Raw genomic sequence first — 23150 nt, forward strand, 5'->3', positions numbered from 1 at the left:
CTCTTCGTGAGGCTCGATCCCGGAGCGTCGAGGTCCGATGTCAATAATCTACGGTCCCCTTGAAGTAGAATGCGCGTCCCGGCTTCTCCACCCGGAGCACGTCGTACGCGCGGGCATCGGTCAGGTTCTGCACCTCGAGGGTCGAGCTCACGGTGACGGCGCCTCGCACGAGGTACGTCAGCCCGATCGCGTGCAGGAGCTGCGACGGGATCGCCGCCTTCACCGCCGCCGGCAGGCCGGCGCTCTCCCAGCTCGGGAGGAACTCGTGGACGTAGCGCGTGGACCAGGAGAGCGACAGCTCATCGCCCGGCGCGTTGACGCCGGCGAACCTGAGCCCGGCGGTCGCGTTCGCGAAGAGCCAGGGCCGGTTGGGGAGCCGCTCCCCCGCGAACCGCTTGTAGGCGCCCTCGTCCGAGATGTTGCGGAGGTCCATCCAGGTCACGTTGCCTTCGAGCGAGACAAGCTCGCCCGGCGACGTCCAGCCGAGGGAGCCCTCGACGCCCACGGAGCGAACGGTCGCGATGTTCTCATGCATCTCGTGCAAGCGGTCCACGGAGGGGAGCCGCGCGATCATGTCGTCGACGTGGCGCACGAAGCCCTGAACCGTGCCGCGCACGGCGCCGGCGGGGGTGTCCTGCCAGGCGAGCGTGGCGCTCACGGTCGCGTTGTGGCTCGTCTCCGGCGCGAGCTCCAGGTTCGGCGAGAGGAGCGCTCCGTCGCCGAACACCTCCTCCGGCTGGGGGAGGCGCGTCGCGAGCTCGTACGCGCCCTTGAGCGACAGCCACTCGGCGGCCTGGAACACCAGCCCGTCCCCGATGCCCAGGCGGTGCGTCGCCCGCTCGAGCGGACGGACGGAGTTGTCGAACGTCTCCACCTGATCGGTCGACAGCCAGTACAGGTAGTCCTTGGCGAAGAGGATGTTCTCGAAGCGGCGCTCGGCGGCGTAGGCCTGGTACTCGACGCCGCTCACGAGCGTGAGCACCTCGCGGCGCGTCGTGAGCGGGTCGATGCGGCTCGGGTTCAAGCGCAGCCGCTCCTTGCCGGTCCGCCGCGTGTCGCTGGGAGCGACGGTGATGTGCAGCGCGTGGTCGTCCGCCAGGTAGATGTCCGCGTGGAGGCGGCCGAGCGCGCGGTGCTCCCACTGGGTGAGATCGCTCCGGAAGGGGCCCACCTCGCCGGCCGTCGACATCGCTGGCCGCTCGTACGTCCGGCGGCCGTACCAGTCGTAGACCCAGCGAGAGGTGTCCTTGAAATCGATCCTGCGATGGGTGTATCCCCCGGTCAGGGACACCGCGAGCCCGCGGACGAACAGGTTCCGCTTCTCGTAGCGCAGCGTCCCGCCCTGCGCCGATTCGCCGGACACGACCTCTCCGTAGGGCACGGTCATGCCGACGTTGTGCTGCAGCTCCTTCTCGAAGCTCGTCGAGAAGAGCCGGAGCAGCAGCCGCTTCGCCCACGGCCGGTCGACGACCCCGAATTCGACGTTGCCGCCGAGCGCGCGGTACCCATCGTGGAAGCGGTGCACGCGCGCGGGCCTGGGCTCTCCCGCCACGTCGACCTGCACATCGATGGGGTAGTTGTTCGCGGCGTAGTCGACGAAGCCGCTCCCGTTCACGACGAGCCCGCTCGGCTCATGGCGATGCCGGGCGGCGATCGTGGCCCGGTACGTCGCGAACGAGCCCACCTGGTACGAGGCGCCGGCGTGCGTCCCACGAACATCGTGATCGGTCACCAGGTTGATCGCGCCGCCGAGCGCGTCCGCGCCGAAGCGGATCGGGACGACGCCGGCGTAGACCTCCGCGCGCTCGATGGCGTTGACCGGGACATCGCCGACGCCGTTCCCGAAGCCCGCCGCCTCGAGCGGGATGCCGTCGAGAAACACGCGGATCTGGCCGTCGGTGAGCCCGTTCAGCTCGAGGCGGTTCCTGGATCCGAGCCCGCCCGCGCGCGTCACGGCGACGCCGGGGCTGCGGCTCAGGACCTCGCCGAGACTGGCGCTCTCGCGCCGGGCGCGCTCGGTCTCGATCACCTCGATCGGCATGGCCGACCTGCGGAGGCGGTCCGCCTCCGACGCGCCCTTCACGACGACCTCGATCGGCGCGGCCGCGCGGGCCGGGCGCGCCGGGCGATCGCGCGCCGGCGGCGGCGGCGCATCGACGGCGCCTCCCGCGGCGAGCGGCGGCGGCGCGGCCGGCGGCGGGGCCGCGTCGACGGCGCGAAACACGTAGTCATAAAGGATCTTCGCCGCGACCGGCTTTCCGTCGACCGTGGCGGGCGCGAAGCTGAGCTCCAGGGCCGCACGCGTCGCGGCCTCGTCAAACCCGTGTCCCTGCGGCGTCACCACCTCCGCGGAGGCGACGCGCCCCTCCGCGTCGACGAGGAGCTTGAGCCGGACGACCGCCTCGATCCGCGCCGCGCGCGCGGCCTCCGGGTACTCCGCCTCAGCGTGCTTCAGGAGCCGAGGCGCCTCGACGCTGCCCGTGCGCTCGGACGCCGGCCGCTCCCCGTCCGGCGGTGTCTGCGCGCGCGCCTCTCCCGCCATGAGCAGGAACCCCGCCGAGCCAGCGCCGAGCAGACGGATGAGACGATTGGCGCTCTTCGACCTCCGTGCTGGAAACTGCCTGAAACGACCGCCGCGAGCTCTCGACATGCTGGAGAGCGCCTCCGTTCCTGCGCATCGCGAACATTGCATCTCCAGCGCACGCGGCGCGGAGTGCTGCGCGATGAGTTTGTGATCTGAAATAGTGTTTGACAGGTTTCTCCGGCCGTGTCAAATGGCTCTTGAATGTGAAAGTGATTTTCAAGTTCCGGAAGGGACGTCCTTTCACCTCGGTTTGCCCAGCTCCGGGTGACGCCCCTCGGGCGGCGGCGTGGGCATCGACGTGAGTGTTCTGCAGCGCGCGAGCGCTGCGTGGCGGAAAGCGTGCCGATGGCGACGAGCGAAGCAGAGAGGCTACCTGGGTGGAGGCCGGTGCAAACGGACGTGCCGGGCGGGGGAGGGCTGCTCTCCGCGCTGGTCCGCTCGTCGCGCGGGCTGCTCGCGGCCGCGCTGATCACGAGCCTCATCAGCGGGTTTTGCGCGGCGCCGCTCGTCGCGCTCATCAACCAGGCGCTGAACGGGCAGAGCGGCGACTTGCCTGCGCTCGGCTGGAAGTTCGCCGGGATCAGCGTCCTTGTGCTGCTCACCCGCTGGGTGTCGCAGTCCCTCTGCGTGCATCTGAGCCAGGTCACGCTCGCGCAGATGCGCTCCCATGTCAGCCGCCAGGTGACCGGCGCGCCTTATCGACACCTCGAGCTCCAGGGCTCGGCGCGCGTCCTCGGGATCCTCACCGAGGACATCGCGACCCTCTCGCAGTTCTTCGTGTCGGTCCCGTCCCTGTTCCTGGACGGCGCCGTCGTGCTGGGCTGCCTCATGTACCTGTGTTTCCTCTCGTGGCGCGTGTTCCTCTTCGCGGCGGTCATCGTCGTCGTGGGCTCGCTCGGGTTCCACCTCGCGAACACGAGCGCCCTCCGTTACCTGCGCGCCTCACGCCTGCACGAAGACAGGCTGTTCCATCACTTCCGGTCGCTGTTCGACGGGGCGAAGGAGCTCAAGCTCCACCGGGCGCGCCGGGGGGCGTTCCTGTCGAGCATGCTGGACGGCAGCATCGACAAGGTGCGCGAGGAGCGCACGAGGGGGCTGACGATCTACGTCGGCGCGGAGAGCTGGGGCAGCTTCCTGTTCTTCGTCTTCATCGGAGCGGTCCTGTTCGTCTTCAGCCGCTTCTTCAGCGTCGACACCTATGTGATGTCCGGCTATGCGCTCGTCTTCCTGTACATGCAGCTGCCCATGGAGGCGGCGCTGCGGGCGCTCCCGAACATCAGCCGAGCGCGCGTCGCCCTGGAGCGCATCGAACAGGTGACCGGCAGCCTGTCCGCCGAGGGCGTCCGGGCCCTCGCGCCGCCCCCGCCCCCGTTCGAGCGGCTGCGGCTGCGGGGCGTCACGCACGCCTACTACCGGGAGCAGGAGGGCCGCACCTTCGTCCTCGGCCCGATCGACCTCGAGCTTCGCCCCGGGGAGATCGTCTTTCTGGTCGGCGGCAACGGGAGCGGCAAGACCACGCTCGCCAAGCTCATCGTGGGTCTCTACGCCCCGGAGGGCGGGGAGATCCTGCTGAACGGCGCGCCGGTCACCGAGGAGACGCGGGACGCGTACCGCCAGCTGTTCTCCGCGGTGTTCTCGGACTTCTTCCTCTTCGACAGCCTGATCGGCCTCGAGGGGGGCGCGCTCGACGAGCGCGCCCGGAAGCTCCTCGCCGAGCTGGAGCTCGGCCACAAGGTGACGGTGCGGGATGGAGCGCTCTCCACCACGGAGCTGTCGCAAGGCCAGAGGAAGCGGCTGGCGCTCCTGGTCGCGTATTTGGAGAACCGCCCTGTCTATGTGTTCGACGAGTGGGCCGCCGATCAGGATCCGGCCTACAGAGAGGTGTTCTACCGCCGCCTTTTGCCCGAGCTCAAGGCGAGGGGGAAGGCCGTGCTCGCCATCACGCACGATGATCGCTATTTCCACCTGGCCGACCGCTGCGTCAGGCTGGAATTCGGCCGGCTCGCCGCTCGCGGTGAAGAGGGAGACGCAGCGGAGAGCCACGCGGAGGCGCATGCCGTCGTGAGCGCCTGACGCGAGGCGCGACACGCAGGGCCGCTCCCGGCTTCGTGAGCGGCTGTCGCTGGACATCGCCGTACGGGCGGGAGCCGCCGCGCGAGCCGCGTTCGCCCGCGCCGGCCTCTGCGCCGCGAGCGCGGCAGCGCAGACGCGCGCCGCGCTGGATGCAGGTACGAGAATCGAAAGGTGCACGAGCATGCAAAAGGTGTTTGCCAACTCGCAGTTTGCCATCTATGATGACGTCCTGAGCTCCGCTGATTTTCAGCGGTTCTGGACGATGTTCCAGAACACGGAGTTTCAGCCCGCGCACGCCAAGCGGATGCGCGATTTCTACCGGGTGAGCGACGGCAACCCGTTCGTCGGCGAGAACATCGCGTGGGCGCCGGTCGCGATCGAGCCCATGCTGCCGCCCGGCATCACCGTCGAGTCCCTGCCGGTCCGCTTCTACCCGACGAAGACGGCGCTCGACGCCCTCCTCGACGCGCTCCAGAAGCTCCTGCCGACCTGCACGGATCTCATCGGCAGCAAGGGCCACGACTGGATGGGGATCGTGGGGAAGCTGTACGCCTATCCCGCCGGGAGCAGCATGTCGTGGCACAGCGACGACGACGAGCTCGACGGCTCGTTCATCTTCTACGCCAATCCGGTCTGGGACGTGCAGTGGGGCGGCGAGCTGTTCGTGGCCGACGAGTCCACGCGCAACCAGCTCGTCCGGGAGTCGATGCACAATTTCGGCAGCAAGCAGGACACGGAGGTGCTCCTGCGCAAGGGGTTCGGACACTACATCATGCCGAAACCGAACCGGCTCGTCGTCGTCGGGCCGGGCAACCCCCACAAGGTCGGCAAGGTCTCCTCGGGGGCCGGCGACCACGTGCGCGCGTCGTTCTCCGGCTTCTTCATCGCCCCCGCCGGCCTGGAGAAGCTCATCATGGCGGAGCGCGCCCGCCGCCCTCGCGGAGAAAGGCAGTAGGCCAAGCGGCGGAGGGAGAGGGTGTCGAGCGCCCGGCGCGCGCCGTCTCGCGCGGCTCCCGGGGCAAGAAAGGAACGGGTGCACGACCATGAAGCCAGTTTCCATCAATTCGCAGTTCGCTGTCTTCGATGACGTCCTGTCTCCGGAGGAGTTCGAGCGGTTCTGGCGGATGTTCCGGAACGCCGACTTTCGCACCATCCACGCCGAGCGCGTGCGCGCCTACTTCCGGGCGAGCGACGGCCACCCGTATACCGGCGGGAATATCGCGTGGACGTCGACGTCGATCGAGCCTTTGCTACCGCCGGGCGTGGCGATCGACGCCTTGCCGGTCCGCTTCTACCCGACGCGCGACGCTTATGACGCCGTCATCGACGCGCTCCGGCAGCGCGTGCAGAGCTGCGCGGAGATCATCGGCCGGGAGGGGCACGACTGGGTGGGCATCCTCGGGCGGCTCTACGCCTACCCGTCCGGGTGCAGCATCTCATGGCACAGCGACGATACGGACTGCACCGGCGCGTTCATCTTCTACGCCAACCCGGTCTGGGACGTGCAGTGGGGCGGAGAGCTGTGCGTGGCCGACGAGTCCACGCGCGATCAGCTCGTCCGCGAGGTGATGCACGACTTCGACAACCGGCACGAGACGGGCGTGCTCATGCGCAAGGGCCTGGGGCGCTTCGTCATGCCGAAGCCGAACCGGCTCGTGCTCGTCGGCGCGGGGAATCCGCACATGGTCGCCAAGATCTCGCCGGCGGCCGGCGATAACGTGCGCGCGTCGTTCGCGGGCTTCTTCATGAAGCCCAAGGGCGTCGAGCAGCTCCTCAGTCCGCTGCGCCGCTCATGAGCGCCGGGCTCGGCCGCATGTCTGCGGCGGGATGCGTGGGGAGACTCTTTTTTTGATCTGCAATTGAAAAGGACTTTCAAGTTCGACGAGGAGCGACAATGAGCTGGGATGACGAGGAGGCGACCTTCAAGGTCGTCGTCAATCACGAGGAGCAGTACTCGATCTGGCCGGAGTCGATGGACCTGCCGAGGGGCTGGCGAGCGGCCGGCAAGGCGGGCAAGAAGCAGGAGTGCCTCGCTTACATCAAGGAGCGTTGGACGGACATGCGACCCTTGAGCCTGCGCGAGCACCTGGAGCGCGCGCGCTCGTAGCGCGGCCGGAGGAGAGCGCTGGGGGCTTTCGGCCGCGGCCGTGAGGCGCCGGCGCCCCCTGTTCTGCCGCGTCGGCCGGCAGACGTCCTCGGGAGCTCGATGCTCCGGGGCGATTCACGTCTTTTTTTGATGAGGTGAGCCATGCGTCCTGGTGTCGAGATGGACTCTTCCAAGATTGTTGCGTTTGAGGCGAAGCCCTTCGCCCTGTCTGCCAACTACGCCCTCGGCGAGAACGAGCTCCTGGCGAGCCAGAGCCGGAGGGAGTCGAACGCGCGGAGCTACCCGCGGCGGATCCCGATCGCCCTGAGGCGCGCGCGCGGGATCTACGTCGAGGATGTCGAGGGCCGGGTGTTCATCGATTGCCTGGCCGGCGCCGGGACCCTGATCCTGGGCCACAACCATCCCGTCGTCATCGAGGCGATCCAGCGGGCCCTCCGCGAGGAGCTGCCCATGCAGACGCTGGATCTCACGACGCCCGTCAAGGAGCAGTTCATCGACGATCTCTTCTCGATGCTGCCTGACGAGCTCGCGCGCCACGCGAAGATCCAGTTCTGCGGCCCGACGGGTACGGACGCGGTCGAGGCCGCGCTGAAGCTCGTGAGGACGGCGACGGGCCGCGGCACGATGCTCGCCTTCCACGGGGCGTATCACGGGATGTCGCTCGGAGCGCTGAGCCTCATGGGCAACCTCGGCCCGAAGGCGGGGCTCGGCGGCGCGCAGACAGGGGTCCAGTTCCTCCCGTACCCGTACGATTACCGCTGCCCGTTCGGGCTCGGCGGCGAGGCGGGGGAGGCCGCCGGGCTCCATTACATCCGGAACATGCTCCACGATCCCGAGAGCGGGGTGCTGCCGCCGGCGGGGTTGATCCTCGAGGCGGTGCAGGGCGAAGGTGGGGTGATCCCCGCCTCCGCGTCATGGCTGCAGGGGATCCGGCAGGTGACGCGCGAGGCCGAGGTGCCGCTCATCCTCGACGAGGTCCAGACCGGCCTCGGCCGGACCGGGAAGTTCTTCGCCTTCCAGCACGCGGACATCGTGCCGGACGTACTGGTGCTGTCCAAGGCCATCGGAGGGAGCCTGCCGCTCTCGGTCGTGGTCTATCACGAGTCGCTCGATCGCTGGAGGCCGGGCGCGCACGCGGGCACGTTCCGGGGCAATCAGCTCGCCATGGCGGCCGGCTCGGCCACGATGCGCCTCGTCAAGAAGGAGCGCCTCGATCTGCACGCGGACGCGATGGGCCGCAGGCTGAAAGGCCACCTCCAGCAACTGCAGCAGCAGCTCCCGTGCATCGGCGAGGTGCGCGGCCGAGGGCTGATGCTCGGCGCGGAGATCGTGGACCCCAGCGGCCGGACCGACGCGCGGGGGAAGCGCCCGGCGCACGCGAAGCTCGCGTCCGCCATCCAGTCGGCGTGCTTGAAGCGCGGGCTGATCCTGGAGCTCGGAGGGCGCTTCGGGAGCACGATACGGCTCCTCCCGCCGCTGATCATCACCGAGCCCGAGGTCGACCGGGTCGCGGAGATCCTCGCGGCGGCGATCCGGTCTGCGGTCGAGTCGATCGATCGCGTGGCGTGAGCCGCCGAAGACGAGCGCGATGAGACGGATCGGCAAAGCACTGCTCGCGCTCCTCCTGGTGGTGGCGCTCGCCGCCGGAGGAGCGCTCCTGTTCATCCGCAGGTCTCTCCCGGCGATGTCCGGCGAGGTCGCGGTGATCGGCGCCTCGCAGCCCATCGAGATCCTCCGCGATCGCCACGCGATCCCCCATATCTACGCCCGGAGCAGGGAGGACGCGTATTTCGGGCTCGGTTACGTCCACGCGCAGGACCGCCTGTGGCAGATGGAGGTCAACCGGCGGCTCGGCTCGGGCACGCTGTCCGAGGTCTTCGGGGAGGACGCGCTCCCGCAAGACCGGCTGTTCAGGACCGTGGGCCTCCGCCGCGTCGCCGAGGAGAACGTCAATCACCTCTCCCCCGAGACGCGCGCCGTGCTCGAGGCGTATGTGCGCGGCGTCAACGCCTTCCTGTCCGAGGATCCCCCGCTCCCGCCCGAGTTCCTGCTCTTCGGCGTGGAGCCGCGCCCGTGGACGCCGGTCGATTCTCTCGTGTGGCTGAAGGTGATGGCCTGGAACCTCTCGGGCAACTGGGAGCGCGAGCTGTTCCGGGTGCGGCTCCGGGACCGGCTCTCGCCGCAACAGGCCGCAGAGTTCCTGGCGCCGTATCCCGGCGACGAGCCCCTCGTCGCGCCCGCGCCCCCGGAGCAGCACGGGGCGCTCGAGGCGCCGGCGAAGGCGCTCCGGGCGGCGGTGCCCGCGCCGATCGATCGCGCGATCGGCTCGAACAACTGGGCGGTCGACGGCACGCGGACCGAGAGCGGCAAGCCGCTGATCGCCAACGATCCGCACCTGGAGCTCTTCGCGCCGTCGCTCTGGTACTTCGCGCACCTCAGCGCCCCTGGGCTCGACGTCATCGGAGCGACGCTGCCGAGCCTTCCCGCCGTGCTGCTCGGGCGCAACGGCAGCGTGGCCTGGGCGTTCACGAACACGAGGTCCGACACGCAGGACGTCTTCATCGAGCAGCTCGTCCCCTCGGATCCCTCGCGCTACATGGCGCCTTCCGGGCCGCTGCCGTTCACGACCGTCCGCGAGACGATCCAGGTGAAGGGGCGGAGCGACGAGGTGCTCGAGGTCCGCATCAGCCGGCACGGGCCTGTCATCTCGGATGTGAGCGACGTCGCGCGGCGATCGATGCCCGGCGGACAGGTGCTGTCGCTGGCCTGGACGTCGCTGCGCGCCGACGATCGCACGCTGGAGTTCCCGGTGAGGGCGGCGGAGGCGCGGAACGCCGACGAGCTCCTGTCGGCGACGCGCGACTTCCACTCTCCTCAGCAGAACATCGTGTATGCCGACGCGTCGGGCGCCATCGGGTTCATCGCCGCCGGTCGCGTCCCGATGCGGCGGCCCGAGAACGACGTGAGGGGGCTCGTCCCCGTGCCAGGGTGGGTGGAGAAGTACGACTGGCTCGGGTTCGTGCCCTGGGAGGAGCTGCCGCAGTCCCGCGCGCCGGCCTCGGGGCGCATCGTGACAGCGAACCAGAGGATCACGCCGCCCGAGTACCCTCACTGGATCTCCGCCGACTGGGATCATCCCTCTCGGGCCGAGCGCATCGAGGCGCTGCTCGACGGGAGCCCTGCGCACTCGGTGCGTCGCTTCGCGGAGATCCAGATGGACGTGCGGAGCGGCGCGGCGGCGCTGCTCTTGCCCGGGCTGCTCCGGGCCGCCACGGCGAGCGACGAGGAGCGGCGCGTCGTCGAGCGCCTGCGCGCGTGGGACCTGGAGATGAGGGCAGACGCCGCAGAGCCGCTGATCTTCGCGACGTGGGTGCGGGAGCTCTCGCGGCAGGTCTACGAGGACGAGCTCGGAGAGCTGTTCCGCGAGGGCTTCAGCGAGCGGATCGCCTTCCTGCGCAGCGTCCTGTCGGACACGGGCGGCGAGGGGCGCTGGTGCGATGATACCCGGACACCGGACAGCGAGTCCTGCGAGGCGGTCTCCGGGCTGGCGCTCCGGCGGGCCCTCGCGTACCTCAAGGCGGAGTACGGCGACGACCCGGCGCGCTGGTCGTGGGGCGAGGCGCACCCCGCGATCTCGCAGCACGCGGTGCTGGGCGGCATTCCGGTGCTGTCACGCTGGTTCGACGTCACGGTGCGGAGCCCGGGCGACAATCACACGGTGAACCTGGGCGGCTACTGGATCAACCAGGAGGACGACCCGTTCGTCAGCCGCGATGGGCCGGGCTTCCGGGCGATTTACGACCTTGGCGACCCCGAGCGCTCGGTGTTCGTGCTCAGCACGGGCCAGTCCGGGCACCCGCTGTCGCCGCATTACAGGGACCAGAGCGAGCTGTGGGCCGCCGGCGGCTACGCGCCCATGACCACGCAGCGGAGCGCCGTCGAGAGGGACGCCATTGGCAAGCTTGTGTTGATTCCCCGCTGAGGGCGGGCAGAGACGAAAGGACCATGGGTCATGAATGTCGTTTGTGCGAATTCTCAGTTCGCCGTCCTCGACGACTTCCTGCCGCAGGACGAGTTCGAGAAGTTCTGGGCCATGTACCGGAGCAGTGAGCTCAAGAGCGTCCATGTCCAGCCCCTGCGCGCCGGCTACCGGGCGAGCGACGGCAACCCGTACGTCGGCGAGGACGTGGTGTGGACGCGGAGCGCGATCGAGCCCTTGCTGCCGCCCGGCGTGCCCGCGAGCGCCTTGCCGGTCCGCTTCTGCCCGACGGGGAAGGCGTACGACGCCCTCATCGAGCGGATCCGCGGGCTCGCGCTGCCGGCGTGCGAGGGCCTCATCGGCCGAGAGGGGCGCGACTGGGCGGGCATCCACGGTCGACTGTACGCCCACCCTGCCGGGAGCAGCGTCACCTGGCACAGCGATCCCCTCGAGGTCGCCGGCTCGTTCCTCTTCTCCGCCCACCCCGAGTGGGACGTGCAGTGGGGCGGAGACCTGTACGTGGCCGACGAGTCCACGCGCGGACAGATGATCGACGATCCCACGACGATCCGCTTCGACACCCGGCGCGAGACGGAGGTGCTTTTGCGCGCGGGGACGGGCCATTACATCATGCCGAAGCCGAACCGGCTCGTGCTCCTCGGGGCCGGCAACCCGCAGAAGGTGTCCAAGGTGTCTGCGGCGGCCGGGGATCAGATGCGGGCGTCGTTCGCCGGGCACTTCCTCACCGAGCTCGGCGTGGGGCAGCTCATTGAGCAGCTGCGCCCGAGGTGAGCGGCTGGCGGGCAGGAGCCGTAGGATGAGGCGCAAAACGCGCCCAAGTGCCTGGAAAGCAAGGCTTCGAGCGATCGAATCGTCAGGGCGAAGTGTCAGCGCATCGCGCGGCTGAGCTCTATCGAGGTCGAGGGCGCCATGCTGAGCGGCTCCGCCGACCACGACGAGGGCGCCGAGGTCGAGGGCGACGTCGCGATCCAGCACGCGGCGATCGGCAGGCGCATCCGCCCTGATCCAGCACGGCCAGGTGGTCGACGGACACTAGCGCCAGCCCGACCGCCAGGCCCGAAGCCAGGGCGGCCGGCGAGCTGCGGCAGAGCGAAGCATCCCCCCGGCCCATTCCCGCGCCGAAACTCAAGCCAGTCAACTTCACATAAATTCAACACCGGGTTCGACTCCCGGCGCCTCCACTCAGAAGACACGGCGAGAGCCGTGTCTTTTTTCCTTTGTGTGACCTGCGTGTGACCTGACAAATTTCGGCGACGCTCGATTTGGGGCGGGCTTCGTGTGAGTGGAACCACCGGGAGCGGGCGCGGCGGGTGACGTCAGGGTACGGGGCTCCACGGAACTCCACGAGCGGCACCAGGCCGGCGCGGCGGATCCCGGGGCCGAACCGGAGTGCTGGCGCAGCCTGGAGCCGAGCCCGAGCCGAGCGAGCTGACGTGGCTGGTTCTATGGAAGGGACGGGTACCCGAGCGCGAAGGGCCGGTCCCTCCGCACCCCCTTGGCGCACCAGAGCACTCAGGCAGACTCGGCAGCCTTATGGTCCGACCATCACTGTCGCAGCCGAGAAGTTCCCTCTCCCGAGGAAGAGCACGTGTGCTTCCGACGCAGAAATCACGATGCCGCACACTTTCGGTCTAGCTGGGAGGAAGTAACCGCCATCGCGAGGATGGCGATCAATCCGCGGTGTTGGCCGTGACCCACGGCGAACAGGACAGGAAAGGATTCCCCCTGTCGGCCACACAGGCACGAAACTCGATCAACTGACCCTCGGGAAGATCGTAGTTACATTGCTGACTGGTTCCGTAGCCCGATGCCCAACAAAAGTGATTCCAGCGCCGAACCTCACTCACGGCCGAGTGGCCATCGGACCTGGTATCGGTAACGAGCATTCGTTCACCATACGAATCAAAGACCGCTCGCGCTCCCACAATCTCAGCGACATAACTCAGCTCCGATTCCGCTTGCCCGGTCTGCTCGTCGTACTCCTCGCCTTCTGTCTCTCCTACACACGCAGACGCGCCGGCGCAGAGCAACGCCAGCAAAGACATGCTCACTCCGAGGTCAATGAATCTCTTCTTCATATGCCATACTCCTAAATTGTTGGAACAGACACGAGGCGGACAGCCTGTTCCGTCGAGACTCTCGTACCAAGACTTTTCGTAAAGTGCTGCCAGCACAGTCGCAAGGGCTAAACCTGGGACATCGAACTCCTCTTGAGTCCGTATGACGGGAGCAACTGCATGGCGGAGTCATCCGCAGAACGCGCGGCTGCCGGCAATCTCTTCGCATCCTTGGGCGCGTCCGTCCTTGACTCAACGCTCGAGAATATAGAACGAGATAGCGCTTGTCTTGTTACGCGGGCGTAGTACTTGGGCACCTCTGAGGTGTCACAGATCCCCGCGGGTTTCTACGTCCATGTAGATTCTTGACCAGTTCACTCGGGATCAGTTGCCGATCAGGTCGTTCTCATGAGGCCGGTTTCTGGCGCCAATCGTCCCCTTATGCCGGAGCTCGCATACCTCGTGGCAGGCGTATCTTGCGTGCCAGCGGCAGGCATGCCTCACGGCAGGCGGGAGCCGGGGCACCTGCGTACGCGCACGACGGAAACCGGCCCCTCGTCCGACACCACGCAACCGGCCCCCTCAGCCTGTCGGTACCTCGGGCATGATCGACCCTGACGAGCTCGACGCCATCGCTGAAGCCGTTCTCGCTGAGGAGGACGAAACCTTCTCCCTGCCCGTCGCGCCCGGCCTCGTGCTGGAGCTCGCCTACGACGGCTGCGGGCTGTTCGCCGCGACCTGGCGGGGCGGGCCTTGGTGGCGGGCGGCCGAGATCGGGGAGGCGTGATGCCTTGCCTCGCGTGCCTGCGGCAGGCATGACCTCGCGAAGTGCATACGCCCACAGCGGAACGACCAGGAGCTTGTTGGCGCTCGCGGTAGATGATGGGTGAGGGCCGCTTTTCGCTCACGCAGGATGATGGCTCGCTCGCGCGCGCGATGGTCATCGCCGACCCATCCGGTGCGCGGAGCCCCCGCCGGAGGCTCCGTCCGCCCATCGCCCGCGCGACGCGGCCGCCGGGGCGCGCAGGGCGCGTCAAGGGCGGCGCAGCCGCCGAGCCCTGCGAGGGAACCCTTGACGCGTCCGAGCACCCCGGCACGCTCAGGACTCGATGGGCCGACCATCACGCCCGTGACCGAGGCCCGCTCACCGTCGCGATGGCCATCAGCCAGCCCGAGCGAGAGAGCATCAACCAGTTTGACTCTCAACAGCTACCCGCCACCATCACCCCGGCTTGCTAAGTCACAGCGAGCTGCCCGCTCGGGTAGCGGTCAGGTCGCCGCCGGCTCCGCGGTGCCGGCCTTCCTCCGCTCCTGTCCCCGCGCCCTCGCCGGGTCGCGGCCGAGCAGCACGAGCGCCGCGATCAGCGCGAGCGCGCCGTGCGCCAGGAGGATCCCGGCCCCCGGCGCGACCCGCGCGAGGACCTGCCTCGCGTCCTCCTCGCGGAAGCGAAAGCGAGGGACGGCGGCGAAATCCGCCGGGCGCAGCGACTCTCCCTGGAGGACGCGCGGAAAGAAGAACCCGCGCATCTCGCCCAGGAACGCGTGCGCCTGCTCGGTGAACCGATCGTGCCGCTCCTGGCCGCTGCCCGCGAGCTCCTGGAGCGCGCCGTGGACGACGATGGCCGGCGACAGCAGCTGGTACCGGCTGACCACCGCGTTCTGGCGCGCGAGCGCGGCCTTGTACTCCGCCTGCACGGGCAGCGTGCGGGCGTCGATCGCGTCCTCCACCGCGAGGTAGCCGGCGATCCAGGAGGGCACGTCCTTGGCCTGCGCGCCCGGGCGGAGCTCCGGGTGGTCGTGGAGGTAATCGGCCAGGATCTTCGCGCCGCGCTGCTCGGCGTCGTTCGCGGCCGCGCGCATCTCCTGGGTGAAGAGGAGCCGCGAGGGCGCCGGATGCGCGAGCGAGGCGGCCAGGTTGGTCGACGCGGGGACGACGACGACCATGCCGAGCCACAGGCACGCGAGCACGATGGCGTTGGCGGCGGAGCTGAGGCCGAAGCCGTTGACGACCGCGGCGAGCGCGACCCAGAACGCTCCGTAAAGGGCGACCACGAGCAGCCACAGCGCGAGCCGCCCCGCGCCCTCCGCGCTCGCGAAGGCGCCCCCGGCGAGCGCGGCGCCGGCGACGGACGCCAGCACGGCGAGGCCGATCACCACGGCGCCGCGGAAGATCGCCTTGCCCGCGATGAGCCGTCGCAGCGAGATCGGCTGGCAAAGGACCATGGCGAGCGTCCCTTGCTCCCGCTCCCGGGAGACGAGATCGAAGGTCAGCGCGAGGGCGACCAGCGGCAAGAGATAGATGATCACGAACGCGAGATCGAAGCGGCCGGCCAGCAGGTTCAGCGGGTTCTGCACCTCGCGGTTCCTGAGCAGCGTCCGCGCGTTCGACCACAGGTTCGTGGTGGCCCGCGACGTCAAGAGGTCGCTCTGCCCGATGGCCAGCGCGGTGAGCGGGCCCGGCGGCAGCAGCATCTCCTGGTACTGCCGCCCCACGTACAGCGCGCTGCTCGGGTTGCCGTAAGGATCTCCTCCCTTCGCCGGCCCCTCCTCCGCCTTCGCCTTCAGCGGGGCCAGGGTCTGCTCGTACGACGCGCTGGCGTTCCGGACATCGGCGTCGAGCGCCCTCGTCCAGGCGATCCCGTTGCCAATGGCGTAGACCGAGATGACCAGGAAGAGCCCAATCACCCAGAACAGGGTGCGATCGGCGGCCATCTGCCGGAAGTCATGGTGGATGAGGCGGGTCAATCGAACAGGTCGCATACGGTTCACACCACTTTCATCTGGCTGGCCGAGCGGGCAGCGGCAGCCACGGCGACGACGAGCCAGGCGGCGAGCACCGCGAAGGGGAGGAGCTGGCGCCGCGCGACGTCGGCGAGGCCAGGAGCGCTGTAGGCGAACACCGGGGCCTGCTCCCACAGGCCGCGTCCGGCCATGTAGCTGGGGTCCCGGTTGCGGGCGAGATCCGCGTTGAGGAAGCGCTGGAGGTCGCGCCGGTGCTCCTCGGCGGCGGTCGCGAAGTGCACGTGGTGGTGGACGTCGGTCCCGGCGAGCCCCATCGACGCGCTGCGCACGGCGAGCAGCGGCGCCGCGATCGACCCGAGCAGCTGCAGATGCGCCTGGCGCTCGTAGGCGCCCCACAGCCGGCCGAACTCGCGATCGAGCACCTGATTGCCGTGCTCCTCCCCGGCCTGGAGCTTGAGCCCGGCGAAGTTGACCGGCAGATCTTCGACCCGCTCCACTCCATACTTCGCGAGGACCTGGGCCTTGAACTTCAGCACCTCCGGATCGTTCGGGTTGTGGCTGCCGAGCCCCGTGGCGAGCTGCTCGCGGACCGGCACCCAGAAGGCGCTCGCCGACGGCGTCGGCTCGATCCGCTCCGAGAGATCCGCGAAGACCCGCGGCAGCATCAGCCCGTTGCCGATCCAGAAGGCGAGCAGCACGACGAGCGCGGTCCGCGACGACGGCGCCCTCGCGGAGACGGCGAGCGTCACGGCGACGAACGCCGAGAGATAGAGGACGTAGGCGACCATCATCAGCGCCATCCGCGCCGCGAGGTCGGACGGCGCGGCGTCGCCACGGACGAGCAGCAGCGCCGCGCCGCCGAGGACGGCGGCGGGCACGAGCACGAGCGCGAGCGCCAGCGCCACGCCGAGCGCCTTGCCGAGGGCGAGCCTCCCCGGGGGGACGCCCAGGCTGGCGAGCTGCCGCAGCGTGCCGCGCTCGCGCTCGCCGACCAGCGCGTCGGCCGCGAGGAACACGATGAGCAACGGCAGCAGCAGCTGGAGGACGGCCGCGGCGGTGAGCTCGCCGAAGCGCTGGAGCGCCGTCCGGTCCTCGGCGGGCCGATCGTGCGCGAGGTTCTGGGTGTGCGCCTCGAGCCAGACGGCCTGGCCCGCGTACGCGTCGACCCCGCGATCCGCGAAGGCGAGCGGCGAGCTCGGCCGCGTCGCGTAGACGCCGTAGTGCGCGGCGGTGTGCGGGTCCTTCTCGCCCTGCTCGACCCAGGTCTGCCGGTCGAGCCGCTCGGCGAGATCGCGCTCGGCGGTATACCGACGCTGATGGACGATGCCGGTGACGAGCGCGGCGAAGAGGAGCACGAGGCAGACGCCCGAGCACCAGCGGAATCGCCGGTCGCGGACCATCTCTCGGAGCTCCTTGCGAGCGACGGTGAAGATGAGATCCATGTCAGTCCTTCATGTGCTCGAGGTACGCGCGCTCGAGATCGGCGTGGCCGATCTCGCGCGGATTCAGCATCTGCACCATCCGGCCTTGCCGCATGATCCCGATCCGCGTGCCGGTCTCCTTGGCGCGGAAGAGATCGTGGGTCGCCATGAGGACCGCCACGCCGCGCGCGCTCAGCTTGAGGAGCAGCTCGGAGAACTCGTTCGACGCCTTGGGATCCAGCCCCGAGGTGGGCTCGTCGAGGAGCAGCGCCTCGGCGTCCTTGGCGATCGCGACGGCGATGCCGACCTTCTGGCGCATCCCCTTCGAATACGTCGACACGCGGCGGTCGATCGCTCCCTCCGGCAGGCCCGCTTCGACGAGGTGGGCCCGGAGCGCCGCGCGATCCTTCTCGACGCCGGCGAGCGCGCAGAAGAACTCGAGGTTCTCGAGGCCGGTCAGGCTGCCGTAGAGCATGACCTGCTCCGGGATGTACGCGAGGTGGCGCTTCGACTCGAGGGGCGCCTGGCCGACGTCGACCCCCTTGACGAAGGCGTTCCCCGAGGTCGGGGCGATGAAGGAGAGGAAGAGGTTGATCGTGGTCGTCTTGCCGGCGCCGTTCGCGCCGAGCATGCAGAACACCTCGCCTGGAGCGATCGCCAGATCCAGGGAGCTCAGCGCGAGCACCTCCCCGTAGCGCTTGGTGAGGCCTCTGGCCTCGAGCACGGCGTCTGTCGGCTCGGCGCGCTCCCGCCGGCCGGCGGCGCCGCCCCTGCTTTGCTGGTGTTCTGCGGTGTGATCCATGCTCGTCACGGTAGCTCCCATGTTGGGGTGAACGGTCCTTGGCTCGTGCGTCGCGCGAGGCGCTGGGCGCTGGGCGCGCGGTCGCCTTCAGGATCAGGCGAGGATGCGCCGCAGCGCCGGGATGCGGTCGACCAGCAGGTGATCGAGCGCCAGGACGGCGATCAGCGAGATCCCCATCAGCGGAAACACCGCTCCGAGCACGATCATGATGGCCGCCGCCCCCCGCCAGAGCGGCATGTCCCTGGGCGTGGCGGGCGCGCCGATCCGCCCTTTGGGCCGTCGAATCCACCACATGACCACCCCCGTGAACGAGAGCAGCACCACCGCGGCGCACGCGCCCAGCATCAGCAGCTGGTTGGCGAGGCCGAAATACCGGCCTTCGTGGAGCGCGAGCCCGAGCTCCACGGCCTTGGGCAGCACTCCATAGTCTTCCCAGCGGACGTCCGCGAGGACATCGCCGCTGTACTGGTCGATGTGCAGCATCGCCTCGTTCGCCGGATCGTCGGGGAATACCGAGACGGTATAGACCCCCTCGGGCCCCTGGGGCAGGCTGACGCTGTACCCCGGCACGACGCCGCGCCGCTCCGCCGTCGCGACCACGGCGTCGAGCGTCGCGGGCGCGGGCGCGCTGCGCGGGCCCTCGCGATCGGCCCGGCCGCCCTCGGACGGCGGCGCCGTCGACTTTGGCACGTCGTCCCACATCTGCTCTGGAAAGTGATGCCAGACGCCGACGAGCTGCTCACCCCAGAAGCCCGTCGCGGGCAATCCGGTGATCAGCATGAAGAGCAGGAGGAGCGCGCCCCAGAAGCCGGGGACGGCGTGCAGATCGCGGTAGAAGACGCGCCTGTTGCTCGGATCGAGCCGCGGCAGGAGCGTGCCCCACACCTTGAAGCCCCGGCGCGGCCACCACAGGTAAAGGCCGGAGATCAAGAGGACGATCGCCCAGCACGCCGCGAGCTCGATCGCGCGGTCGCCCAGGTCGCCGGCGAGCAGCTCGGTGTGCAGCTTGAGGGCGTAGTGCTGGAGGTTGTTCTTCTCGTCGCGCTCGCCGAGCACCCGCGCCGTGTACGGGTCGACGAACACGGTCAGATCGCGGCCCGCCTCGCTGGTGAGCATCACCTCCGCGCTCCGGTCGGCGGCAGGCGCAGGCTTGAACTTTGTGACGGTCGCGCCGGGATAGGCCGCCTGCGCCGCGGCGACCTGCTGGCTCGGGAGCAGCGCTGTCGCCGCGGGCGCGACCGTCTGCGGATACATCCACCGATCGAGCTGCGGCTTGAACAGGTAGACGCCGCCGCTCAGCGCCAGCACGACCAGGAAGGGAACCACGAAGAGGCCGGCATAGAGGTGCCAGCGCCACGCGACGCGATAGAGGTGGGTCGCTGGCACCGCCGCCCGCGCCGCCTCGGGACGACGTCCGATGTCGGGCGCAACGGTCGCTTCGTTCGAGGTGAATGACATGACGGCGTTCCCTTTCGCAACGCAGGCGCACGCGGCGAAGCCATGCCGGCCCCAAACCCGTCGAGGATGTGAAGTTGAAAGTTATTTTCTTTATCAATACGCACATCGTGAGCTGGCTGTCAATCGCATTCGTCGGCGATCTGCGCTGCCTCGGGGGCCCAGGGGTCGCCGGAGGCCGTCTGCAACGGATTTCGGGGTGTTGGCGGCGTTACGGGGCCGGGAGAGGCCGCCGCGTCGTGCGGCTCGACGGCGAGCCGCAGGGGGCTGCACGTCGAGCTCTGCTTCGCGCTCCGCAGGCGCAGCTGCGGGCCGCGGTGCGGTTCGTGACGTGCCCTGGCGTCGGGGCGCACGCGGGTCACACGGCGTGACGACTCGAGGGAGGTGCCCGGAATTGAAGAGGTGGAGACGGCTGCTCCGGCCCCTGCGGCACATACGCCCAGGGCCCGGCACCGCTGCCCGACGTGGCTGCTGATCGTGACCATCGACGCGGAGATCGCGCGGTGGTGCTCGCGGCCCATCGACGCGGGCCACCCCGGCTTGAAGCTGACGCCGCTGGTGCTCGGGCCCGCGGGCGTCCCGGTCGTCACCGATCTCGAGGCCCGCGGGCTGGAGATCCCTGCCGAGGTCCGGGAGCGCGTCCTCGCGAGCACCGATCTGGCCGAGCTGGATCGCTGGATCCGCCGCGCTGCCGCCGTCAGCGACGCCCGGGAGCTGCTCGCGACGTCCGGCTCCTGAGCGCGCACGGCCCCGGCGCGGTAGGAACGCGCGCGAGCGACCCACGGCTGGCCCGTTCGTGATGGGCACGCGGCCATGGGCCTGCTTCCAGTCGCGCCAGCTGCCGAGCCCACTCGGCCGCCAGGCTGCGCGAGCCATCAGGAACGGCGTCACGGCGGCTCAGCGCCCACCCTCCGAACGGGTCGATGGCCATTCACCCTTGCCGGACCGATCAAAGCGACTTCAGGTATTCCACGAGATCGCGCTTCTCGTTGGGATCGAGCCCGAGCGCGAATCGATCGTCGTAGCTCCGCACGACGTCCAGCAGCGTCGCGAAGCGGCCATCGTGGTAGAAGCGGCCCTTGTTCTCCCGCTTCATGAACAGCCCTCGCTCCCGGACGAAGAGCGCCGCCAGGTTCATCGTCTTGTACGAGTTGCCGGGCGCTCGGTCCGCCTGGAAACCGTCGATCCTCATCTCTTCGGGCGTGTGCAGGTTCCAGCCGGCGTCGGTCCAGAGCGGCTTGTTGTGGCAGCCCGTGCACTTCGCCTTGCCGACGAACAGCCTCTTGCCGCGCTCGGCGGCCTCCTCGTGGAAATCGACGCCGGGCACCGGCCTCGGCGCCGGGAGCGCGAGCTGGTAGAAGTGCAGCGCGGGGAGCTTCGGCGTGACGAGATCGTCCTCGGGTTTGACGATCACGTTCCAGATCCCGGTGGCCGCCGCGTTCGGGTACTTCTCGGGGTCGCTGAGCCGTGGATCGAAGAAATTCCCCCTTCCATGCATCTGGGTCACGGCGACGTACGCGTTCCAGTAGGGGACCGAGCCCCAGTTGCCGGTCCAGGTGTGCTCGTTGATTCCACCCATGTCGAAGGCGTTGGGGAGCAGGGTCGCCCCGGACTTCCCGTCAGGCCGGAACGCCTTGCCATCGAGGAGCAGCTCGGCGTCGTACTTGCCCGGCCCCCAGCTGAGGAGGACCCTCCTCACGCCCTCCTCGGTGATGCCCGCGGGCACCCTCGGCAGCAGGTCGACGAGCGGCCGCAACGTCGGGGCCGAAGCGATGATGGCGCCGACGTTCAGATCGCGGTTGGCCCAGCCGTCGAGGCGCGCGCCGATGCCCGGCGCCACGGAGTCGTTGACCGTGGAGTGGCAGAAGGCGCACTGGAGGCCGATCGAGGCGAGCTCGCCGCGGCGATCGAAGAAGCCCGTCACTCCGAGGATCGCGTTGAGCCGCAAGAGGGTCCGCGTGACGGCGGGGTCGCGGAGGTCCACCTGGCCGCGCTCGATCTGGCCCCGCAGCGTCGACGGGAGCGCGTCCGCGTCGACCTTGAGCCCGAGCGCCAGCGCCTGCGCCGGCGTCACGTTGGCGATGCTCTCGTGCAACCGGAGCCTGCCGCCCCAGAACTGCTCGTCGCCGAAGGTGTCGAATCGAAAGATCTCCCGGCCCCGCCGGAGCAGCTGGTCCGTGTTTCGATCCGTGAGGGCGTCGAAGTCGCTGAACCGCGCGCCGCGGGGCAGATCGTCCTCGGCGGAGGCGATGTGCTCCGTTCCTTCGCTCCGGTCGGCCGAGCTGCAAGAGAGCGCGGCCACGCCGAGCGGAATCGCCGCTCCGACGAGCACGAACACCGTGGTGAGATGTGTCATCATGGCAAGCCCTTTCGAACTCCTCGCGTCATGCGGTGAATCCAAACGTGATGTGCGCCTGCGTTGCTGGGCAAGTAAGAGATTGCATGATCGTCTCATCGGGTGAGCGGCTCACGCGCAGATCGCTGGCGGCGACGGGCGTCGAGCGTCCGAGATCCGGTCGCGCCCGTGGGCGCTCATTCCTGTTCATGGCGGCTGATTCCTGTCCATGGCGACCGCGGAGTTGCGGAGATCCGCTCCTCGCGACGACGCCGCGGGCGATGGCGCGCCTTGCGCCTCGCACACAAGGGCCCGTGTTCGGGTCGACCTCGACGGCTTCGTCGACCTCGACGGCCTCGTGGTCTGAAAGAAAGGTGGCTTACGTCGGTGCGCCGCCGCCCGGCGATCGCCGGCGGGGGCTCCGGCGAGGCGCCGCTCGGCCGATGGCGCCCCTGACCGGCCTCTCTCCGCGCCCGGGATCCGTGGTGTAATCCCCGTGCTCCTCCCCTGGCAGCCCCCGCTGCCAGGGCCACCCCGCGGTGCCCCCCTTGAGCGATTCAGCCCCGAAAGCGACCATCGCCGTGCTCGAGCGGAACCGGGTCGTCGGCCAGCGGATCGCGCGGGTCATGTCGGCCGCGGCCGGCATGCAGGACGTGCCCGTCGCCGGCGATCCGGACGAGCTGCGCGCGCGGCTGTCCGAGCGGCCCCTGCTGCTCGGCTGCGACGCCGCCGACCTCGACCTCGCGCTCGAGTGGGCGGCCGAGCGCTACCCGAGCCTGCACCTCGTCGTGTGGACCTCCGGCAGCACCGACGCCGTCCTCCGCGCCGCCCTCAAGGAGCCGCGGCTCTCCAGCATCGTCGGCTGGCCGAGCTTCGCCTCCATGCCCCGGCCGTGGGAGATCTCGCTCGCCGTCCGCCGCATCCTCAAGCCGCTCGCGCTCCCGCCCCGCCTCGCCGACCTGCTCTCCTGGGGCGCCACCATCGTGAAATGGCGCCCCCGCACCAGCGAGGACCGGGACCGCACCGTCGGCGAGGTGGCGCACTGGGCCGAGCGCGCCGGCGCCCCCGCGCGCGTCGCCGAGCGGCTCGCCGCGCTCGCCCACGAGCTGCTCATGAACGCGATGTACGACGCGCCCGTCGATGGCCGCGGCCGCCCGCGCTACACGCACGACCGGCGGTCCGACATCGTGCTCGAGGAGAACGAGATCCCCACGCTGCGGCTCGGCACCGACGGCGCCCACCTCGCGCTCCAGGCCCACGATCCGTTCGGCGGCCTGAGGCGCCACCACGTCTTCGAGGGCATCACGCGCGGCCTGAGCGCCCGGGGCGCGGATGCGGCGCGCGCCGCCGTGCTCGACACCTCGCGCGGCGGCGCCGGCCTCGGCATGCTCAAGATCTACGCGGCCGGCGCGGTGCTGGTCATCGACGTCTCGCCCACCTCGTCGACCCTGGTCACGTCGTTCTGGGACCTCGACGTGAACCCGCGCGAGTTCCGCTCCCTGCCGGCGTCCATCCACTTCTTCGAGCGCTCCACCACCCCGGCGGTGGAGACGCTGGAGCCGGCCGAGTGGTAG

Annotated in this window: 18 protein-coding genes; 10 read left to right on the plus strand and 8 right to left on the minus strand. The window is 69.6% G+C overall.

The annotated features are described in order from the left end of the window. Positions 1–40: 40 nt before the first annotated feature. Positions 41–2650: a TonB-dependent siderophore myxochelin receptor MxcH gene (gene mxcH, locus WME98_RS19730; RefSeq protein ID WP_437952672.1), complete on the minus strand. Its 2610-nt coding sequence runs from the start codon at positions 2648–2650 to the stop codon at positions 41–43. A 321-nt stretch (positions 2651–2971) separates the two neighbouring features. On the opposite strand from mxcH, the gene WME98_RS19735 reads away from it, so the two are divergent. The 7 genes from WME98_RS19735 to WME98_RS19765 all read left to right on the plus strand — a co-directional run bounded on the left by WME98_RS19735 (position 2972) and on the right by WME98_RS19765 (position 11535). Next, on the plus strand, positions 2972–4657 hold the full coding sequence (locus tag WME98_RS19735) for a cyclic peptide export ABC transporter (RefSeq protein WP_437952673.1): 1686 nt from the start codon (positions 2972–2974) through the stop codon (positions 4655–4657). A 181-nt stretch (positions 4658–4838) separates the two neighbouring features. Continuing rightward, positions 4839–5612, plus strand: coding sequence for a 2OG-Fe(II) oxygenase (locus WME98_RS19740; RefSeq protein WP_437952674.1), 774 nt, complete (start codon positions 4839–4841; stop codon positions 5610–5612). An 88-nt stretch (positions 5613–5700) separates the two neighbouring features. After that, on the plus strand, positions 5701–6453 hold the full coding sequence (locus WME98_RS19745; protein WP_437952675.1) for a 2OG-Fe(II) oxygenase: 753 nt from the start codon (positions 5701–5703) through the stop codon (positions 6451–6453). 98 nt (positions 6454–6551) lie between these two features. Next, positions 6552–6764 (plus strand): MbtH family protein, encoded by a 213-nt coding sequence (locus WME98_RS19750; RefSeq protein ID WP_437316493.1) that lies wholly within the window; start codon positions 6552–6554, stop codon positions 6762–6764. Between the two features lie 159 nt (positions 6765–6923). Further along, complete coding sequence (locus tag WME98_RS19755; RefSeq protein WP_437954010.1) at positions 6924–8333, plus strand: diaminobutyrate--2-oxoglutarate transaminase; 1410 nt, start codon at positions 6924–6926, stop codon at positions 8331–8333. A gap of 19 nt (positions 8334–8352) precedes the next feature. Next, positions 8353–10746 (plus strand): penicillin acylase family protein, encoded by a 2394-nt coding sequence (locus tag WME98_RS19760; RefSeq protein WP_437952676.1) that lies wholly within the window; start codon positions 8353–8355, stop codon positions 10744–10746. Between the two features lie 30 nt (positions 10747–10776). Beyond that, positions 10777–11535, plus strand: coding sequence for a hypothetical protein (locus tag WME98_RS19765; RefSeq protein WP_437952677.1), 759 nt, complete (start codon positions 10777–10779; stop codon positions 11533–11535). Between the two features lie 95 nt (positions 11536–11630). On the opposite strand, the gene WME98_RS19770 is transcribed toward WME98_RS19765, so the two are convergent. Both WME98_RS19770 and WME98_RS19775 read right to left on the minus strand, forming a co-directional pair. After that, on the minus strand, positions 11631–11759 hold the full coding sequence (locus WME98_RS19770; protein ID WP_437952678.1) for a hypothetical protein: 129 nt from the start codon (positions 11757–11759) through the stop codon (positions 11631–11633). 675 nt (positions 11760–12434) lie between these two features. After that, positions 12435–12842 (minus strand): hypothetical protein, encoded by a 408-nt coding sequence (locus WME98_RS19775; RefSeq protein ID WP_437952679.1) that lies wholly within the window; start codon positions 12840–12842, stop codon positions 12435–12437. A gap of 583 nt (positions 12843–13425) precedes the next feature. Between WME98_RS19775 and WME98_RS19780 the strand changes: the two genes are divergently transcribed. Further along, positions 13426–13608: a hypothetical protein gene (locus WME98_RS19780; RefSeq protein WP_437952680.1), complete on the plus strand. Its 183-nt coding sequence runs from the start codon at positions 13426–13428 to the stop codon at positions 13606–13608. A 482-nt stretch (positions 13609–14090) separates the two neighbouring features. On the opposite strand, the gene WME98_RS19785 is transcribed toward WME98_RS19780, so the two are convergent. From WME98_RS19785 to WME98_RS19800, 4 genes are all read right to left on the minus strand, one after another. Beyond that, positions 14091–15581, minus strand: a complete 1491-nt coding sequence (locus WME98_RS19785) for a DUF3526 domain-containing protein (protein ID WP_437952681.1) — start codon at positions 15579–15581, stop codon at positions 14091–14093. Between the two features lie 5 nt (positions 15582–15586). Further along, positions 15587–17005 carry a DUF3526 domain-containing protein gene (locus WME98_RS19790; RefSeq protein ID WP_437952682.1) on the minus strand — a complete coding sequence of 473 codons (1419 nt, stop codon included), beginning with the start codon at positions 17003–17005 and terminating at the stop codon, positions 15587–15589. A gap of 1 nt (position 17006) precedes the next feature. Next, on the minus strand, positions 17007–17708 hold the full coding sequence (locus WME98_RS19795; protein WP_437954011.1) for an ABC transporter ATP-binding protein: 702 nt from the start codon (positions 17706–17708) through the stop codon (positions 17007–17009). Positions 17709–17879: 171 nt separating this feature from the next. After that, complete coding sequence (locus tag WME98_RS19800; RefSeq protein ID WP_437952683.1) at positions 17880–19244, minus strand: PepSY-associated TM helix domain-containing protein; 1365 nt, start codon at positions 19242–19244, stop codon at positions 17880–17882. A 474-nt stretch (positions 19245–19718) separates the two neighbouring features. Between WME98_RS19800 and WME98_RS19805 the strand changes: the two genes are divergently transcribed. Beyond that, positions 19719–19979 carry a hypothetical protein gene (locus WME98_RS19805; RefSeq protein WP_437952684.1) on the plus strand — a complete coding sequence of 87 codons (261 nt, stop codon included), beginning with the start codon at positions 19719–19721 and terminating at the stop codon, positions 19977–19979. Between the two features lie 211 nt (positions 19980–20190). Here the strand turns inward: WME98_RS19805 and WME98_RS19810 are convergent, their stop codons facing one another. Further along, positions 20191–21600, minus strand: a complete 1410-nt coding sequence (locus WME98_RS19810) for a hypothetical protein (RefSeq protein WP_437952685.1) — start codon at positions 21598–21600, stop codon at positions 20191–20193. A gap of 524 nt (positions 21601–22124) precedes the next feature. On the opposite strand from WME98_RS19810, the gene WME98_RS19815 reads away from it, so the two are divergent. Continuing rightward, on the plus strand, positions 22125–23150 hold the full coding sequence (locus WME98_RS19815) for a hypothetical protein (protein WP_437952686.1): 1026 nt from the start codon (positions 22125–22127) through the stop codon (positions 23148–23150).

It is taken from the genome of Sorangium sp. So ce296 (assembly GCF_051529605.1).
Taxonomy (GTDB): domain Bacteria; phylum Myxococcota_A; class Polyangia; order Polyangiales; family Polyangiaceae; genus Sorangium; species Sorangium cellulosum_D.